Genomic DNA, 19067 nt, shown 5'->3' with positions numbered 1-19067 from the left:
AACACGCAGGCTTGAGCGCGTAGTGCCATAGGAGTTCGTATTGGCTCCCCGGGCAGTCCGAGATTTAGGATTGCTCGCGAACCTGCATCCAGTCGAAAAAATCTTCGGATGCAAAGCCGACGCTGCAGTTGGCGTCGAACCGTTCGTTGATTCTGATGAGAGTCATCCGCTTAGCTTCTTGTGGTGAGGTCGGGAAGAAAGCTCCACCAGGTTCGCTGTGCATGAAGAAATCGCCGAGCTTTGCTCCGCAGTTTTCGCAGTGATTCATCAGGTAACGGCGGCCTACCGTTTTGCTGTAGGCCTCCTTGAACTTGTTGGTGAAATGATGGATCTGCTTCGCTACCAAGGGAGAGAGGCGGATGACGTTGGAGACCGTTCCGCGATACCCATGGCACTTCCATTCGCCGAGGTTCCTTGTGAGCGCGAAATCTTCGTCCTCATCCTCGTAGTAAACGAACTCTTCGTGTTGCTCGGGCAGCTTGAATGAGAACACGCGGGTCAAATTAGAGCATGCCCAGCAATCGGACACTGACTCTATTACGTAGTAATACGGTGCTCTGACGCTAAATTCAGGTCCATGCTCCAGTTCCGCGTGCTCTGTTACGGGCAGCCATTGAGCCAAGGGGCTGATGTCGACACCATCGGGGATGTACCAAGTCTTCAGGCTCGGGTCCCACTTGGCACCGAGTGATTTCGCTTCATCTTTTTCTGAGAAGGGGACTTTCAGATCAATCCTTGCCATTTCTGTATCCATACGTATTGCTCATCAGCAAGCGCCAGCATGCCACGCTAGAACTTATTGCCTTGCTGGGGGCCTTGGAGCTCTAGAAGAAGAGCGCCAAAGCAGGGAGCGGCCAAGTTTAGGCCTTAAAAGGAGCTATATCGCTGCTCCACTCAGGGCAGTAGCCAAGTCCTGTTCGGAGTGGATGACCTGATGCCGACTGCCTGGCACTGCTCCAGAATCGGCAGAATGTAGGTAATGTTGGTACGGCCCGGCTTGCCTTCTGCTCTGTAACGAGCCGCCTGGCAAAGTGGACCGGCTTTTTCGTACGTATGGTTGGAGCTGATTTCCACCGCTTGTGCTTGGCCGAAATGATTGTTGCCGGCGAGGTAGTCCAGCGTTTGTTGGAAAGCTGATCGAGTCAGAGTCAACTGCGAGTCTTGCGATCCGGTCTCAATCACCACGTGATCTGCATCAACGGTCGTGATACGGAAGCGGGCGCTACGCGACGGTGTTTGCAGCTCCTTGCCTTGCAGGCGGCTGATCAATGCCCAGAGAGTGTTGTCGACTTGAATGATGTGCTGCACGGGATAATTCCTTCGTTGCTGAACGGACGCTAGCCTTAACCTGAAGCGATTTATGGAATCTTGATCCCCAGCGCATTGAGCGATGGCGTATCCATCCGGCCATTCACTGTCAGCCCACTGTCCATCTGAAAGGCCATCAATGCACCCCGTGTCGCCTTGCCCATCACCCCGTCAATGGTGCCTTGGTAATACTGGCGTACCATCAGCGCGGTCTGGACACGGGTGACTAGGTTGTTCTTCTGCTCATTGGTCGCGCGGCTCTTTGAAGTGCTCGAACTAGCACCCCTGGTAGTGCCAGACGACTGATAAAGGCTGTTACTGCTTGGGGTGCTGCTCGAAGTACTCGGCGCGCTGTAGCTTCGGGTGCTGGTAGCGGGCGGACTGTAGTAGCGAGGCGCGCTATACCCACCCGAGCCGCTGTAGTGAGAACTGTGCGAGCTGTGGGACCGGTGTGAACTGTGCGAACGATGTGCCGCATAGATGTTGACGGTGTCTGGCGCATTGAGCGTATCGGCAAATACCGGCGGCTGTAGCTTGTCGTTGGGTTGCCAGTTTGCGTCGGCGAGCGGCATCTGGCCCGCCTGTACCAGAGTGGTGCCTGCGATTGGTAGCAGGCTGATCCCACTGATCAGGGCTTTCCAGCGGTCGAGCAATTTCACTGTGCGCTCCTTGCATAGGCGCTAAAGGCCTCGGTCGATAGAGGTTGTACGCCGCGGCTCTGCCAGCGGTCGGTGTGGGATTTGAAGAAACCAGAGCAATGTTTGACGCCCGCGCATTGCTGGCAGGTATCGATGAACAGGTTCTTCCAGTCCGAGATGCTCTGGCGGGCGAAACGCGAAAGGTGGGCCGGGATCAGGCACAGCGGCAAGTTGTAGATCGAAACCGGCACTCCGCGGTTGAACAGGAAATACACGGCCTGGCTCAACGACTCTTGATAGTCCAGCGGGTCAATCCACAGTTCTTCGTAGTTTTTTCTGGCCAGGCCGGTACTTTCGATACCCATCAACGCAACATGCCGCACGAAGGGCAGGTTCCTGAACACGTAGTGGGCGAGCTCTGGCAAGCGTGGCGTAGTCAGGCGATTGAGCACCACGCGTATCTCGATGATCTGGTTGGCGCGCGCCAGGTTGTAAAGACCTTGCAGGGTTTCGCTAAACGCGCCGGGAGCCTGCACCACATGGTCATGGTCTTCGGCATTGTCGGCATATAGCGGGATGCCCCAGCTCAACTGAGGGTGACCGATGGAAGAGAGCGCAGCGATCCAGTTCGGGTCCTGGAACAGACGCCCGTTGCTGAGCACATGAATGGATTTCTGCGGCAAAACGGCTTTGCACTTGGCCAGGATTTCGAGCAGGCCGTCGCGATAAAGCGTTGGTTCTCCGCCGCTGATTCCCAGATTTTCCTCACCCGGGTCCATCAGGTCGATCAGCCGTAGGTTCTCCTCGATGTGCCAACGGTCATCGATATCTTTGGGCGGCTGCGAGCACATCAGACAGAGGCTATTGCAACGATCAGTCATGAACAGCAGGTTGCTGTCTGAGCCTCGTCGATAGAGCACTCGCACCACCGCGTTGCCTGGTGTGATGGCAATGACATCGCCGGGCTGCACGACATCCGCATCTTTGGGGGTGTGCAGGTGTGGCCGCGCGCTGTCGAAGTCGCCGATCAATGGCTCCGGGATCAGGAATCCTCCCACTGGTAATGAGAGCAGATGCGGGCTCCGTAGTCGTTCTTCGTTTGGCAGCCAAAGCAGTAGGTCACCGAACTCAGCTCTTCCGGCACAAACAGCCAGGCCTTGTTCGATGAACTCATCCAGAGTGATGACCTTGAGCAGTTTCGGCTCATTCAGGTGATGGATTTCGAAGTGGGTATCTTTGCGCAGCATCGCCATCAGCCCCTGTAACCCGGGAACCGAACATCGCTGTAGGAGCGTCTGTTCAACCAGGACAACAGCACCCTCTGCGCGTTGTCGTCGCCATCGCGAAGCAGGTCGAATAAATGCTTCAGCAGTCCCATGTTCTTCTTGCAGAAGCTGCTGAACACCCGGTGTCCGATTGGGTCGCCTTGGCGCGCATAGTGTTCGATGGGGTCTGCGCCGCAGTAGGGGACCAGTGCGCAGTCCGAGCAGCCCGGCAGTGCCTCCGCAACACCACTGGCAAGCAATGCCTCCATGACGGGCGATGCCAGTAGTTCAGACAAGGGTTGCTGTACGGTGCCGAGCCTCAAGCCGTCTTCACCCATCTCCAGCAACATTCGGGCTTCGTCCGAGGGATAGACATAACCGTCATAGTTGTAAACCAACGCCGCAGTGCCTGCGCCAGCAGGGGAGCGCAGGTCCACATAGCCGGAGGAGAAGGGCGTGAGGATGTTCTTCAGCAGCAGGCTCGTGTAACTCTCCGACAGGTACACGCCCTGTTGGTTGATACGCAGCAAATAGTCCAGTGCCTTCTTGTAGAAGGCCAGGTATTGCTCAATCGGATAATCAAGTCGATGGGCACTCTTGGTGGCAAACCCATAAGGGCTCAGAGGCCGAAGCGAGATGCTGGAGAAGCCCTGGCTTACATACTCATCGACGATCGCTTCAGGTTGTTCGAGGCTTCTGGAAGTCAGCGTGGTCAGCGCTGAAACGGCATCATGGCCAAGACGCTCACGGACCCACTGGATACCTTTTACAGTGCGTTCGTAGGAGTCTCGTGACGGGGTAGGGCGGTTGGCATTGTGCAAGGGCGCCGGCCCATCGAGCGAGGTCGAAAACTGGATGCGATTTTGTTCTGCGAAGTCGAGTATTTCCTCCGTCAGATGGTGCAGCGTGGTGGTGATGACGAACTGGATATCCCGTTGTTCGACCACGTTCCGTTCAGCGACCCATTCGACAATCTGGCGGACGCGCTCGAAAGCCAGAAGCGGCTCGCCACCCTGAAACTCCACAGTGAGGGCGAGAGCGTTCGATTCGAACAGGCGATCGACCGCCGCCAGTGCATCCGCTTCCGAAAGGTCGTGGCCGGATCCACCTAGAGGGGCCCGCGATACCTGGCAGTACTGGCAGGTGTGGTTGCAGCGCAATGTAACCACGAACAAGTGCAGTGCAGGGCCCTGGAAGAGGAAGTCCTTGCGGCTGCGATACTGCGCGGCCATTTCCGGGAACGGGTCGTGGCGGCCTGGTTCGTAGATGAAGTGGCGGGCCAGCAGGTCCTTGTAAAAAGGTGTACTTGCTTGAACGTCGAAGTAACTGAGGGCTCGTAATTGCGCGTCGTTCACGTACATGTACTCACCGGTATCGGAGGTGAGCAGGATGTCACGGTCACGTCCCGTGTTCATGCGCATGAATCGAAGAGGCAGCAAGTGGTAGTGCTTGGCGTCTGTCGCAATCAGTGTCACTGCGAAACCCCACATCCAGCGAGGGCGGCTCGGGCCAGGATTTCACGTAACCCTGCTGTTTCGCGGTTGATATGGTCGCGTAGGGCGAAGTCGTTCAGATGCTGAAAGATCAGCGAGTGAGCCTGCGTCGGGGAAAGCGTTAGCTTTGCTTCAGCGGGGTGGGCCGTGAGGCTTATCTGATTGGCTTCAATACCGACCTGGATTGTGACAGTGTCGGCCAGGGAATAAGCGGTGCGTTGCACCACGCTGAGCGGGTAGGCTGCGCTGTCGAGCTTCAGCGTGACTGGCCATGTCATCGGAACCGCTCCTTAAAGCCCTTTGTGAATGTGTGGATACTGCCGCTTTCTTAGGCATTGTGCCATCATAATTTTTTACATTTGCACGCCTCCACCCCGCGTGGAGGCGAAGAATCAGTCAAATGATCAGTTGATCAGCCTATCCAACAACGCCTAAAGACTCTCAGGATCCCCGAAAAACATTTTGACAGGGCTCTAGGGCGGTGCTTTCAGCTAAAAAAAAGTTATGCCCCCATTTTTGCCCCAATTCGCACCGGGTGTTCAAGCGATCGCGAACGGCGATTCCTGATAAACACCAGTGTGGCTTTGGCTGTCTTTCAGTGTACGCCCTGAAGTCAGTATTTAATGTTCTTGTGACCGTCCTCATCCTGCCCCCGCGTTGCGTTGCAGTATTTTTATGCTGCAATGCGGCAGCAGCCTTCCATCTGCGTGCAATCGATTTGGTTCTTGTTTCGGATGAGAGCGGATGTTGCAGTGGCCGAGGTCATCAAAGTGGTGGAGCAGGTCAGTTAGGTGGTGGCAGGCGAGGAGGGGATGCCTGCCAATGATCAGGCTGGCTCTTTCCAGGAGCTAAAGTAAGCGAATGTGGCCACCGTAGATGCCGCTGCGGAGTACGTACCGTACGAACCCGTGCGCTATCCGGTTTATCGGGGTACGGATCCTGCTCAAGCGGTGGAAGGGATGAGCTCTGATCAGTTCTTCGATTCGGCCTCCATGATCTCCCGCGTCGTCAATGACGAAGGCCCAGTTCTGGCCCGACGTATAGCCCGTGCGCATGGCTGGGTGCGCACAGGTGCAGGTATCCAAGATCGCGTTTACCAAGTCGCGCGCGCTCACTTCGGTTCACATGACGAGGAGCAGTTCGGCACCTTCTTCTGGCCGACCCACTTGTCACCGGAGGCATCTCCATCGTTCCGCCGACCAGGCGAGGAACAGTTTCAGACAGTTCAGACCATAGATGTGAATCGAAACATTGGCGCGTGCTAGCTGTTGCGCATTGCCTGTGGCTACGATCAGGCCCGTGGGGTGCCGTGGAACCAGGCTATGCATCAAGTACGTGGCAGGATCATCCTCGCAAGGATTGATGAGTAGCGGCAGCTCTCTGGAAACGTCAGTCGTCTCTGCCGTGGCGCGCACGCCGTTGTCTTCCAGCGGGAAGCTATCTTTCTTACCTGCCTGGTTAGACACATCGCCTAGAGAGATGGCGGTGCGCTATCATCTGGGATCCTGAAAGCAGACCATCCGTTATCGGCTGTGTATTCCAGATCAGGGCTTTTGGCGGGGGTGCCCTCGGCAGATTTATCGTCAGATAGGAGACACGGATGCTCAGGCCTGTAGTGGCATTTTTCCATTCAGTTCATAAACGTGGCACTGCAATGATTTGCCAGGGCATTGGACAGTACCGGCGATACACCACGGCGTTGCGTAAGGCGCTGCAGGCCGCGCAGGATTTTTTGAGGGCTCCGAATGGCACCACGGTCTTCGAGCCGCTGACGCCTGTTCTGTTAGACCTGCCTTCGTCGCAACGCTATGAGCGTGAGCTGTTGAGTGCGCTGGCCAATGACCAAGTGCGTAATGTCGCGATCACCGGTGAGTATGGCGCTGGCAAAAGCAGCGTGATCCGTACGTTTGTGGACCGGCATCCGGAATTCAACTTTGCGTTTATTTCATTAGCCGCCTTTGGCAAGGAGCGCGACCAGGCTGGGGACAACCAAGACCCTTCGGTGCCCGCGGCTAATGGCCAGCCCACTGCTCGGCCGCCAGAAAAACTAACCTCAGTAACTGCAAACGACGCCGATCTTTCAACGCGAATCGAGGAAGCCATCGTTCAGCAGTTGCTTTATGCCGTGCCGTCAAAGCAACTGCCCAAAACCCGCTTGAAACGCATCGTTCAAGCCTCATTATCTGCGCTCTGGGGCTACACCGCGTTCTTCGTTTTACTGATGGTGTGCGCCCTAAGGCTATATGCGCCGGTGGCAGAGAAACCACTGATCATCATCCCTGAGTGGTTACGCGGCTGGCTGTTGCTACTTCCAGATTGGATGGCGGTCGCCGCGCTCGGTGTGGGCGGCGTGTACCTGGTGTTCTTTGGGCTAAGGTTGCTGTCCTCGTTCAGTATTGATGGCCTCACCATCAAGGGCGGTAAGTTGGAAACGACGCACCACGGTTCGGTGCTGCATAAAAATGTCGACGAGATTATTTACTGTTTTGAACGCAGCAACATCAATGTGGTGGTGATCGAAGACCTGGATCGCTTCGGCATTCAAGACGTGTTCACGCGCTTGCGTGAGATCAATTTCATCATCAAGCAGTCACCGCAGATTCGGCGGCGCGTGTACTTTGTGTACGCGCTACGCGATGAACTGTTCGCAGTGGGTGAGAAAACCAAGTTTTTTGACCTGATTATTCCGATCATCCCGGTGGTCAACTCGGAAAATTCACGCGAGAAGATGATTGAGCTGCTGGGGTTGAGAAAGCTCAACGGGGTGCCGTTAGACACCGGGCTGAATCCTCATCTGCTTGAAACCGTGTCATATTTTATTGATGACATGCGTTTGATCAAAAATATCGTCAACGAATTTGACATGTTCTCCAGCATCCTGAGAGCGGGTTCGGGCTTGAAGTTGGACCCCAATAAGCTCTTTGCGATTATCGCGATTCGCAACTTGCACCCGAATGAGTATGCCGAGCTGGTAAAGCGCCGAGGGCCTATTTACGAGACGCTTCATGGCTTTCGCGAATGGCGGAGTCAGCTGCACAAAAACGCTGAGAGCGTTTATCAGGCGCTGCGCGAGGAGCGCGAGCGGAAGGTGCAGGAAGTCGCGAAAAGTACGGCCGAACTACGCGCGTATGTCTGGCTTGAGATGTTAGAAAAATCTGGGGCTTCTTATGCGTCTCATGTTGATGTGTTGAACGCTAACCGATACACGTTAATTGAATTTGTTGTTGATGATGCGTTTAACCTGATTTTCTCTCAAAGTTCTCAGTTGGCCATGATCGCTATCGACAAGTATGGTCAAACTATCAGAAAGTCAGTGGTGCCCGGAGCACCAATAGAGTTTCTCGCTTCAACGACCTACCAAAAGCGTTATGACCGGCTCCAACAAACGATGGGCAGCATTGATAAAAAGATAGCCGAGCAGCGTTTGGAGTCCAGACTGATCAATCGCCTGACCTTTCGTGGTGCCGCCAAACAAGGTTATGGCGAAGAGATCCTGCAAAAGCTAGCGGGTCTGGAAATTGTCATCTACCTGATGCGCCACGGCTACCTTGATACCGATTACCCAGATTACTTTGGCTACTTTTACCCTGGCTCGCTCACCGCGGAAGATAAAAACCTGCTGCTGGGGCTCAGAGGCGGCGCCATTCCGGACGTGACGACCGTCATCAGCGCGCCCAAGACAGTGGTGGAAAAACTCGATGTCGACGACCTTGGCGATGGAAGGGGTATCATCGCAACGCTGATCGATTACCTGGTGAGTGACGCCTACTCCGCGCCCGATTGGAGCCACGCGCGCGAATTGCTCATGACTATTTTCAGGAGCGGATTGAAAGATCATCTGGGCAGGATGGCGGAGGCGGCCGAGTTACTGATTTCGGGGCCGAATTCACATCGTTTTGTTCGCGCCGTATTTGAATTTGAACCCGGTTTGTTCCGTGCACTGTTGACGGAGGCACCTCGCTTCGAGACGGTGATCCTGAAGCAGTTGCTTATTGGCGCCATCCTGGATGGGTTGACCGCCGACCAGTTGCAGGCACTCGATGTTCATCCGAACACTGAAATTCGCAGCGCCATTGAGGCGCTTGAAGATAACTCGCGCTTGATGCCACAACTCAAAGTGGGCGAGGGCGGGTGGAGCTGGTTGAAGACTTTACCCGTTCAGTTCAATCACTTGGGCGAAACCACGTCTCTGGATGATCTTGCGCAACTGATCGAATGGCGCTGTATCGATTTTAACCTGCACATGCTTACCCTAGTTTGTCAGAAGGGTGACCCCAAAACTGCCGATGATCTACAAAGCAAATCCGCTCACGGCAGCGCGAACGTCACTTACCGTCGTCTCAAGGCGCTAAATATTACGGGCCTTGATGAGCAGTTGCTTGAGTCGCCTGATGCGCTGGCAAATGTGCTTTTGAGTCAAACGGGTGAATTGGAGGAGTCAGCCGCGTCACTTTCAACGTTGCTGAAATTGCTCGACGTTGTAGCGGAAACCACCAGCATGCACCTGCTGTTTGCGCGCACGATTTGTGAGGTTGAGCGCTTGGAGGACTTACCTCAAAAACTGTGGGCGATTGTGCTATCAACTGATCGCGTCTCGATGCGAGTTGACGCCGTCTGGTCTTTCTTCAACAACGTCTTGCTGCCAGCCCTTACTGATAAAGGTTGCGAACCGGCAGACATGAAGGCCTTCGCGGATTTCATCAAGCACCACACAAAATTGCTGAACCAACATTTATGGGTAAGCAATCAGGCCCGACATATAGATTTGCAGAGTTATCTACTGAGCACACCAGCAGTCGACAACGAAACCGTTGTCGAGCTATTCGCTGGGCTGAACCTGAATAATCCGGTGATCCTAAGTGGTTCCTTAGGCAGATTGCCAGCAGAACGCTGGACGATGCTGGCGAGCGCGGATTTCTTGGCATTCACTCCTGAGATCCGAGACTGTATCCGCACATACGACCTCAACTTGGAGGTTCCTTATCTCCTTGCGCACTGGAGTCAGGCACGAGAGCATATCGACTTTACCCAACTGCCCACCGAAATGGTGCTCACGCTCAGCCAAAGCAGCGTGCCAACACTAGATGACAAAATCAACCTGTGGACTGCTGTACCGCACGAAACGTTTGATACCTCCAGCGTAGCCACTATGGAAATTGCCCGGCTCTGCAGTTGGCTCAACGCTGGTACGTCGCGTTTCCCCGCCTCGTTTGCCCCCATACTTAGAAAGCTCATGGCTGAGGATGGACTGTCGTCAGAACAGCGACAGGAAATGCTCGTCCAATGTTTAGCGTCCAGCACGTGGGTAGAGGTGACAGCCCTGCTTGGGCTGCTAGCGGAAGGTTTCGACCGGTTAGCGCCCAATGTGAGAAAGATTGAGGTGGCGTCCAGTGCAGCCAATCTACGATTGCTGGAGGCATTGCAAGCACGAGGTTTTGTTGGCGGCGTGACGGCGAAGGACGACGTTCTCACAGCGAACACCCGACCGAGTGAAATGAAGGACACGGCAAGCGCCGAATAGACAGCTTTGTTAGCTCGGTTACATCAGCGTGCTTCTTGAATGGCGCTGAGAGGGTTGCCTATACAGGCATCAATCACGGCGTCGGAGTGGGCGCGCCGCGTGAGGCTTTAAGGGAGTCTAGAAAACTCGGGCCGATTCAAATTGAGGTGATCGGATAGCGCTCGACGGCGGTTTGGGAGCAGCAGCGTATGACTTTTTCGTGAAGTGGCTGTTGGACTTCAGCCTGGGGGCATCCTTTTCAAACTATCCAAAGAATGCACCTAGATGTGCCCCCAATGTAGCAATCGTCTGGAAGTGAATGGATCTCCGTGGTTTGTGGAAAGCCAGAAATGATCAGATGAACAGCCTGCCCGACAATGCCTAAAGACTCTCAGGATCCCCGAAAAACATCTGAATCCGCGAACGCAACCACCGTTCCCCCGGGTCATTATCCTGCGACCCTCGCCATGCCATGTGCAGTTCAAAGCTGCGCACCGGCAACGGTGGGTCTTCGGCGCGCAGGCCGCCGGCGGCGGTCAGGGCTTCGGCGGTGTAGTCCGGCACGGTCGCCAGGATGTCGGTGCCGGCCAGCAGGGTGCCCAGGCCGTTGAACTGTGGCACGGCCAGTACTACGTGGCGCTTACGGTCGAGTTTTTCCAACTCTTCGTCGATAAACCCGCTGAGGTCGCCAGCGAATGAGACCAGGGCGTGGGGGCGGGCGCAGAAGTCATCCAGGCTCAGGGCGCCGGGTACGCTGTCGGCGCGCAGCAGCTTGGGCAGGCTGCGCCGCAGCAGTTTGCGCTTGGCGTTGGCCGGCAGGTCGGCGGTGTAGCTGACGCCAATGGAGATTTCCCCGGAGGCCAGCAGGCCGGGCATCAGGATGTAGTTGACGCGACGGATTACCAGCACGATGCCCGGCGCTTCGGCGCGCAGGCGTTTGAGCAGTTGCGGCAGCAGGGCGAACTCCACATCGTCCGACAGGCCGATGCGAAACACCGCGGTGCTGGTGGCTGGATCGAATTCGGCGGCGCGGCTGACGGCGGTGGAAATCGAATCCAGGGCCGGCGACAGCAAGGCGAAGATCTCTACCGCCCGTGCCGAGGGTTCCATGCTGCGCCCGGTACGCACGAACAGAGGATCGTCGAACAGCCCGCGCAGGCGTGACAAGGCCGCGCTGATGGCGGGCTGGCCGAGGAACAATTTCTCGGCGGCGCGGGTCACACTGCGCTCATGCATCAAGGTTTCGAATACGATCAACAGGTTCAGGTCGACACGACGCAGGTCGTTACGGTTCATCTTGTGTCCTGGCAGATTCAGCGAACTTGACGTGAGCGGCCACATGGGAACAATGGCCGGCATGAATCTTACGGGGAAAGGCTGGTACTCTGCACCGGCTAATTCAGATTTCCTACGCTGCCTGGCGTATTTTCCTAGGCAGTGGAATCAATGACAGACATGACGACTATTAATGGCGACCGGTGGCCTTGCCCCGAAAGCCCAGATAAAGTTCATGGCATTAGAGGTTACTTTGGCGAGGTTTGCGATGTCCCGCACGATCCGTTTTCACAAGTTTGGTCCGGCCGAGGTGCTCAAGTGCGAAGAGCATGAAGCCACGTTGCCCGCACCGGGCGAAGTGCAGGTGCGTGTCGAAGCGATTGGCATCAGCTGGTACGACATTCTCTGGCGGCAGAACCTGGCGTCCTCCCATGCCCGCCTGCCTTCGGGCCTTGGCCATGAAATGGCTGGCGTGGTGGTGGCCGTGGGTGAGGGCGTCGACGACCTGGTGGTAGGCGACAAGGTTGCCAGCTTTCCGGCCGAAAGCCCCAATGATTACCCGGTGTATGGCGAGGTGATTGTATTGCCTCGTTCTGCCTTGACCCGTTACCCGGACGTGTTGAGCGCGGTGCAGGCCAGCGTGCATTACACGCCGTTGTTGATTGCCTACTTTGCCTACATCGATCTGGCACGGGCCAAACCCGGGCAGTTCGCTCTGGTGACGGATGCCAGCCATTGTGCCGGGCCATCGTTCGTGCAATTGGGCAAGGCTTTGGGCGTGCGGGTGATCGCGGCCACCAAGTCGCCGGAGGAACGCGAATACCTGCTGTCCTTGGGCGCGGAAAAGGTCATCGTCACCGAAGAGCAGGATTTGCTGATGCAAATCAACAAGTTCACGGATGGGCGCGGCGTGGATGTAGTGTTCGACGGCCTGGGCGGCCCGCAGATGTCGCTGTTGGGCGATGTACTCGCGCCCCGTGGCAGCCTGGTGTTGTACGGCCTGCAAGGCGGCAACCAGACCCCGTTCCCGGCCTGTGCCGCGTTCCAGAAGAACATCCAGTTCTTTGTGCACTGCATCGGCAACTTCACCGGCAAGCCGGAGTTGGGTATTGCTCAGGATCAGGCCGCGCTGCAGCGGGCCCTGCACGAGATCAACCAGTTGACCGCAGATGGCCTGCTGGTGCCGCTCAAGACCCGGGTGTTTCCATTCAGCCAGTTCGTCGACGCCCATCGCTACATGGATGAATGCCCGTGCCGTGAGCGGGTAGCGTTGCAGGTTGAAGCCGTTTGATCTGTGGGAATGTTCGCAAACGGACATTCTGCGAGTGTTTGCCATGGGGCAAATACGCCATTTAGAAGGACTGGATCTACGTCCTTGCTGAGCCCCCTGCCGGGATTTCTTCCCTGCAAAACCTGCCCTTGATGCCGCCGCTGCCCTGAATCCCAGAGCGGCGGCGTTTTGTTTGGGCGCTGCGGTCAATCCCCGCCCACCGAACTGCACTGGTTTTTGCCCTGAGTCTGTATCTTTTAATCATCAATCAAGCGCTGATAATTGCCCGGTCACTTTCATCTCAAGGACTGAGCAATGAATACAGCAAACAACTCAAAACAACGGCTCGCCGAAACTAACAAGTCGCTTTGTATGCCGACCCAAGGATGTGGGTCTGCAGAAAGAGCCTTTAAGTGTGCGCGAACCAAATCCGATTTTTACCCTGCGCCGCATATGTCAGATCATTCTTTAATATTCGAGTTAAAGATTAGTAGGAGGTTGTAAGACCATTCCTAGGCCGGCCAGTGGGCCGCTGTAGGGGCTTTCCTCCGTAGGTGATGGCATCTTCGTCAGGATGTTCCAACTGGCGCTTTGTTGTGCGGTGCTAACATTTAGCTATCAGCCTTAATCACAACAGGCGTCAACTTTAAGTAAACGCAGATCGGACAGGCACGCCTAACTGCATGCCCGAAACTGCCAGTTAACCTCAGGTAGTAAAGCTATGAGCGCTATTCACGAACAAGCCATGAATTATGTTTATCAGCAAGTTTTGCAGCGATTGCTGGGTCACTTTTCGCGAGCGGAGCGCACGGCACTTCAGTTATTGATTCAGCGATTGATTGTGGCGGCCGGGGGCCTGGAGCAGATCGGCGACTACAAGGTACTGGTGGCTCATGGGGGCGGTAAAAGCAGCAGTTACGCATTGGCGTTCCTGCGGGCTGCCCAATTGACCATTGCGGGACGCGCGCCGAGGAGTTTCCAATTGCGCGTCGCGACCCTGCGCCATACGGGCATGACGCAAGCGGCGCTGGACAGCATTCACCGTGGTTACAGCGCGTTGTTTTTCCATGACGACCCCAGGGTTGAGTTGCTGATGGTGGAAAACCAGGAGGTTTTGCCTTTCAACCATCTGCGGCCGGCGTCCGCCGCGGGGCAGGATGCGGGACGGCGCAACATGCTGATGGTCGGGCATATGAGTTCGGGGGATATCCGCGCCAGTTTGTGCAACGACGGCTACCTGTCCCTGGGGGATTTCTACCGCCGCATCACGGCGTGGGACGGCGGGGTACACGCCTTGGCCAGCAGCGATTCACCGCGCAAGCAGAATCAATACCTGGCGTGGCTGGCCAGGACCACCCGCGCTGCGGGCATGAAAGGTCATTCCGGGCAGCCATTGGCGCTCAACGCGTTGTTCTCCCGCATGGACGATTGCAGTGCCGGTTATTACCGCAATGTGTATGGCGAGCATTACGCAGCACAGGATGCATCCGCCGCCAAGGAGGTGCACCGTCACCTGGCCTACATTGGCGTGGCTGACCTGTTACGCGCCACGGAGCATGGCTGCACGGCCTTGCTCAATGATTTCATGGGCTACAAGCAAGATGAGTTCGCCTTTCAGTTCAGCACCCCGGCCTACGCCAACCCGTTGCTGATGGCCCACCTGCATGGCCTGCATGCGCAAGTGCTGCAGGGCCTGGACTATCAGCAGGGTGTCACGCGGTTTATCGAGCAGGCCATCGGCTTCATGCGCCGTAAACAAATCCCTGACGTGCTGATTGCCCAAGCCGGGACGCGGGATGGCCGCGTATTGGCGGCGACGTACGCCCGCGAGTTCTTTGGCCTGGAGGAAAGCCAATTGGTATGCCTGCTGTTTTCACCGTTTATCCAGCAAGGGCAGCGGCTGGAAGCCTTCTTGCGCCGCTGTCATCCCGGCATGCTGGTGGCACTGCCCGAACTGCACAAAGTCCTTGAGGGCAAACCCTCGGCAGAGTTGATCCAGCACTGGATTGTCGATACCAGTGGCTTGCCCCTGGCGCTGTTGCAGCACCTGTACGGCGCCCATGTCGCGGCCAATGCGGCCTGTATCAACAGCGAGGATGGGGCCACGGTGCCGCATGGCATACCAGGGCACTGAGGGTGATTGTGCTACGCCAGCCAGTGCTGCGGCAGCCAAGGTCATGAAGGGGGATAAGCAGGCTGACTTCGCCTATCAGGCTGTCTACCGCTACATGATCAACCTGATCAACGAAGTGGGCACTGAGGCGAGGGTCAAGCTGCCGTCCCTGCGGCACTTGGCAGAGCGTTTGAATGTGTCGATTTCCACCATTCAATACGCCTACTCGCTCCTGGAAAAGGAGGGCAGGGTGTATTCGGTGGCCAAGTCCGGCTACTACGCCCTGCCCATTGCCAGCAATACGCCATGCTGCACCGCAGGCGATCTCCTCGAGCGCCTGTATGTCGGGGCACGCAGGCCGGGGATGCTGGTCCTCAGTGCCGATGAGCCGGCCCAGTTGTTGTCCCTGGACGCGCCGTTGCTGCAATTGGAGCGTGAGCTGGTGCGCCAGTACCCGCGCCAGTTGCAGCCTTATTCCCAGCCGTGCGGCATTTGGGAGCTGCGGGCGGCGCTGGCGGCGCGTTATACCCATTCGCCCACACGGTGCTGGCAGGCCGATGATGTGTATATCGGTGCTGACCTGCGGGGAGTGTTGGCCATCCTGATCGAGGTGTTGGCGCTCAGAGGGGCTGCCGTGTTGGTGGAGTCGCCATGTGACTGGCTTGTCCTGCGGTTGCTGCAAGATGCCGGGGTGCGCATGATCGAGTGGCCGTGTAACGAACAGGGCAGGCTCGACCTCGGTTACTTGCAGCAGCAACTGCGGAGCGAGGGCGTGCAACTGGCAGTGCTGTCTTCGACCCCGGGCATTGGCACGGGGGCGGCCTTGAGCTTGGCGGATCAGGCGCAGGTGGCGCGGTTGCTGGAACATGCCGGTTGCTGGGTGCTGGAGAATGACATCCACGGCGGGCTGGAATTCGAGGCGGGCACTCGCTACCTGCGCGATCTGGTGAACCCTGATCGACTGATGGTGTTTTCTTCCTTCGAAAAAGTCATGGGCCCGGAAGCGCCCTACGGCTATCTGCTGTCGCGGCACCTGAGCACGCAATTGCAGCGCCAGTTCCTGTTGCGCGCGTTCCGTTTGTCCTCGATTCGCCAGCGTGCAATCGCCCGGCTGCACCACAATCGCCGTTTTGACCAGCATCTTGAGCAGTTGCGCGACTTGCTCAAGGGGCACGCCGACGCCATGCACGTGCGCCTGGAGCAACATCTGGGCGGGCGCTTGACGTACCGTCGACCCCAGGCGGGTGCTACTTACTGGCTGCGCTCCACCGAGGCCGTCGATATGCGTCGGGTCTTTCAAAACATGCTGGCGCGCCAGGTGGTGATTGCCCCTGGCGAGTTGTTCAGCGTGAGTGGCCTGTACCAGCAACATTTTCGGCTGAGCCATGTGGCAAGCACTCATCACAGCCTGGACCTGGTGTTGGAGGAGTTGGCACAGGCACTCAAGCAGGGGCAGCACGGATGAATTGGCTTTGTGGGAAATATCGCTGATTATTGTGGGATAGATACCGGCCCGCGGCGGTCGAACACCCAGTAAACTGCATCCTTTTCCGAATCCTTCTTTTCAGAGGTTTTTGCATGACTCTCAGTCCTTTTGCGGGCAAACCGGCGCCGGCTCAGTTGCTGGTGGACATCCCGCGACTGGTAACGGCCTATTACACCGGCCAGCCCGATGCAGCCATCTCCACTCAACGCGTGGCTTTCGGTACTTCCGGGCACCGTGGCAGCTCTTTTGACTTGAGCTTCAACGAATGGCACGTGTTGGCCATCAGCCAGGCGATTTGCCTGTACCGCGCAGCACAAGGCATCACTGGCCCGCTATTCGTTGGCCTCGACACCCATGCGCTGTCCACGCCGGCGGGCGCCAGTGCGCTGGAAGTGCTGGCGGCCAACGGGGTGCATGTGATGCTTGCCGAAGGTGACGAATACACGCCAACCCCGGCGATTTCCCACGCCATCCTCTGCTACAACCGTGGCCGCACCAGCGGGCTGGCCGATGGCATTGTCATCACCCCGTCCCATAACCCGCCCCAGAGCGGCGGCTATAAATACAACCCGCCCAACGGCGGCCCGGCCGACACCCACGTCACCAAATGGATCGAAGCCAAGGCCAACGAACTGCTGGCAGCCAAATTGGCCGGGGTCAAGCGCATCACCCATGCCCAGGCATTGAAAGCCGATACCACCCATCGCCATGACTACCTCAACAGCTACGTGGCCGACCTGATCAATGTCATCGACATGGACGCGATCCGCAGCGCCGACTTGCGCCTGGGCGTAGACCCGTTGGGCGGAGCAGGGGTGCGCTACTGGTCGGCGATTGCCGAGCATTACCGTCTGAACCTGGAAGTGGTGAATACCGAAGTCGACCCGACATTCCGCTTCATGAGCGTGGATTGGGACGGCCAGATTCGCATGGACCCATCCTCCAGCTATGCGATGCAAGGCCTGATCGGCCTCAAGGAACGCTTCGACGTGGCGTTTGCCTGCGACCCGGACCACGACCGCCACGGCATCGTTACCCCGTCTGGTGGGCTGTTGGCGCCGAACAACTACCTGGCCGTGTCCATCGATTACCTGTTCCAGAACCGTCCCCAGTGGCGCGCTGATGCAGCCGTGGGTAAAACCGTGGTCAGCAGTGGCTTGATCGACCGTGTGGCGGCGCGCATTGGCCGGCGCCTGTATGAAGTGCCGGTGGGCTTCAAATGGTTTGCCGATGGCCTGTTCGAAGGCTCCCTGGGCTTTGGCGGCGAAGAAAGCGCCGGGGCTTCGTTCCTGCGCAAGGACGGCAGCGTGTGGAGCACTGACAAGGACGGCCTGATCCCGGCATTGCTGGCTGCGGAAATGACCTCGCGCAAAGGCCAAGACCCAAGCCAGATCTACCGTGGCCTGACCGATGCCTTGGGCGAACCGTTCGCCATCCGTGTGGATGCCAAGGCCACCCCGGCGCAAAAGGCGCTGCTGGGCAAGCTGGCACCGGAGCAGGTCACGTCCACGCAATTGGCCGGGGAGAGCATCCAGCAGATCCTCAGCCATGCGCCAGGTAACGACCAGGCGATTGGCGGGCTGAAAGTCATGACCGAAAACGGCTGGTTCGCCGCGCGGCCGTCGGGCACCGAGGATATCTACAAGATCTATGCCGAGAGCTTTATTGGCGAAGATCACCTCAAGCGCCTGGTGGAAGAGGCGCAGGTGTTGGTGGATGGTGCGATCACCAGCCAGCCGTAAAAAGTGAGGGAGCGGCGGTGCGACCTGCTCCCACATTGGGTTTGAGCCTGGCTTGAGATCAAGCCAGGTCCACCAGCACCACTTCGCTGTCTTCGATCGCGGTCACCCGCAGTACGCGTTCATCCTGCACCGCAACACCATCCCGCGCCCGCGCCTGCAAGCCATTGACTTCGATCACCCCGGTCGCCGGCACCAGGTAAGCCCGGCGTCCTGCATCCAAGTGATACTCGGCACTTTCCCCGGCCTTCAGGTTGGCCGCCACCAGGCGCGCATCGGCACGGATACGCAGGCTTTCATTGTCGCCAAGCTTGCCGCTGGCCAAGGTCACAAACCCTTCGCGGTCGCCCTTGGGAAAAGGCTTGGCGCCCCAGGAAGGGGGCAGGCCGGCTTCATTGGGGATGATCCAGATCTGGAAGATCTTGGTGGCCGTGGCTTCCAGGTTGTATTCGCTATGGGCAATCCCGGTGCCGGCACTCATCACCTGGACGTCGCCAGCCTCGGTACGGCCCTTGTTGCCCAGGTTGTCAGCGTGGCTGATGGCACCTTCGCGCACATAGGTGATGATTTCCATGTCCCGGTGCGGATGCTGTGGGAAGCCTGTGCCGGGAGCGATGATGTCATCGTTCCACACCCGCAGGTTGCCCCAGTGCATGCGCTGAGGGTCATGGTACTCAGCGAACGAAAAGTGGTGATGGGCATCCAGCCAACCGTGATTGGCACCGCCCAGGGAAGTAAAAGGTCGAAGTTCAAGCATGATCGTCTCCTATTGATGGGGCTATCATCCGCCAGGGCATAATCGATAAAAAGCGTAAAAAATACCTGATTCCCATCTGATTATTCGATTGGTTTGCGCGCCGCCGAACTCGACCTGATATTCACTTCATCGCCTAACTGCATGAAGCCAAAGCAATTGGCTGGAACTGTCGCGGCATAACGGCGACCATAGGCGCTCTGTCCGCTTAACCCCCCGCAGGAGT

The 19067-nt window shown here is 57.3% G+C and carries 14 protein-coding genes; 6 read left to right on the top strand and 8 right to left on the bottom strand.

Annotated elements, in window-relative coordinates:
* Positions 1-64 precede the first annotated feature (64 nt).
* The 6 genes from BHC62_RS09930 to hxsD all read right to left on the bottom strand — a co-directional run bounded on the left by BHC62_RS09930 (position 65) and on the right by hxsD (position 4982).
* On the bottom strand, positions 65-754 hold the full coding sequence (locus BHC62_RS09930) for a DUF5710 domain-containing protein (protein ID WP_218124024.1): 690 nt from the start codon (positions 752-754) through the stop codon (positions 65-67).
* Positions 755-894: 140 nt separating this feature from the next.
* A complete protein-coding gene (locus BHC62_RS09925) occupies positions 895-1308 on the bottom strand; it encodes a hypothetical protein (protein ID WP_070994894.1) in 414 nt (137 codons plus the stop codon).
* Between the two features lie 50 nt (positions 1309-1358).
* On the bottom strand, positions 1359-1967 hold the full coding sequence (gene hxsA / locus BHC62_RS09920; protein ID WP_070994893.1) for a His-Xaa-Ser repeat protein HxsA: 609 nt from the start codon (positions 1965-1967) through the stop codon (positions 1359-1361).
* Entirely contained in the window at positions 1964-3199 is a 1236-nt protein-coding gene (gene hxsC, locus BHC62_RS09915) for a His-Xaa-Ser system radical SAM maturase HxsC (RefSeq protein WP_070994892.1), read from the bottom strand. Before hxsC ends, hxsA begins: the two co-directional genes overlap by 4 nt.
* A complete protein-coding gene (hxsB, locus tag BHC62_RS09910) occupies positions 3199-4686 on the bottom strand; it encodes a His-Xaa-Ser system radical SAM maturase HxsB (RefSeq protein ID WP_070994891.1) in 1488 nt (495 codons plus the stop codon). Before hxsB ends, hxsC begins: the two co-directional genes overlap by 1 nt.
* On the bottom strand, positions 4683-4982 hold the full coding sequence (gene hxsD, locus BHC62_RS09905; RefSeq protein ID WP_070994890.1) for a His-Xaa-Ser system protein HxsD: 300 nt from the start codon (positions 4980-4982) through the stop codon (positions 4683-4685). Before hxsD ends, hxsB begins: the two co-directional genes overlap by 4 nt.
* Before the next feature lie 585 nt (positions 4983-5567).
* Here hxsD and BHC62_RS09900 point away from each other — a divergent pair.
* Together BHC62_RS09900 and BHC62_RS09895 are read left to right on the top strand one after the other, a co-directional pair.
* A complete protein-coding gene (locus BHC62_RS09900; RefSeq protein WP_070994889.1) occupies positions 5568-5969 on the top strand; it encodes a DUF3320 domain-containing protein in 402 nt (133 codons plus the stop codon).
* Positions 5970-6304: 335 nt separating this feature from the next.
* Positions 6305-10225 (top strand): hypothetical protein, encoded by a 3921-nt coding sequence (locus tag BHC62_RS09895; protein WP_070994888.1) that lies wholly within the window; start codon positions 6305-6307, stop codon positions 10223-10225.
* 360 nt (positions 10226-10585) lie between these two features.
* Here BHC62_RS09895 and BHC62_RS09890 read toward each other — a convergent pair whose 3' ends face one another.
* Complete coding sequence (locus tag BHC62_RS09890) at positions 10586-11500, bottom strand: LysR substrate-binding domain-containing protein (protein ID WP_070994887.1); 915 nt, start codon at positions 11498-11500, stop codon at positions 10586-10588.
* 247 nt (positions 11501-11747) lie between these two features.
* Here BHC62_RS09890 and BHC62_RS09885 point away from each other — a divergent pair, with 247 nt between their 5' ends.
* From BHC62_RS09885 to pgm, 4 genes are all read left to right on the top strand, one after another.
* Positions 11748-12770, top strand: coding sequence for a zinc-dependent alcohol dehydrogenase family protein (locus BHC62_RS09885; protein WP_070994886.1), 1023 nt, complete (start codon positions 11748-11750; stop codon positions 12768-12770).
* A 700-nt stretch (positions 12771-13470) separates the two neighbouring features.
* Positions 13471-14883: a hypothetical protein gene (locus BHC62_RS09880; RefSeq protein ID WP_104912321.1), complete on the top strand. Its 1413-nt coding sequence runs from the start codon at positions 13471-13473 to the stop codon at positions 14881-14883.
* Positions 14884-14926: 43 nt separating this feature from the next.
* Positions 14927-16327: a PLP-dependent aminotransferase family protein gene (locus BHC62_RS09875; RefSeq protein WP_070994884.1), complete on the top strand. Its 1401-nt coding sequence runs from the start codon at positions 14927-14929 to the stop codon at positions 16325-16327.
* Positions 16328-16440: 113 nt separating this feature from the next.
* Positions 16441-18090, top strand: coding sequence for a phosphoglucomutase (alpha-D-glucose-1,6-bisphosphate-dependent) (pgm, locus tag BHC62_RS09870; protein WP_029299995.1), 1650 nt, complete (start codon positions 16441-16443; stop codon positions 18088-18090).
* A gap of 58 nt (positions 18091-18148) precedes the next feature.
* Here the strand turns inward: pgm and BHC62_RS09865 are convergent, their stop codons facing one another.
* Positions 18149-18844 carry a pirin family protein gene (locus BHC62_RS09865; protein WP_070994883.1) on the bottom strand — a complete coding sequence of 232 codons (696 nt, stop codon included), beginning with the start codon at positions 18842-18844 and terminating at the stop codon, positions 18149-18151.
* Positions 18845-19067 lie beyond the last annotated feature (223 nt).

It is taken from the genome of Pseudomonas sp. 06C 126 (genome assembly GCF_001855215.1).
Lineage (GTDB): Bacteria > Pseudomonadota > Gammaproteobacteria > Pseudomonadales > Pseudomonadaceae > Aquipseudomonas > Aquipseudomonas proteolytica.
This window is presented reverse-complemented; position numbering and strand designations above follow the sequence as displayed.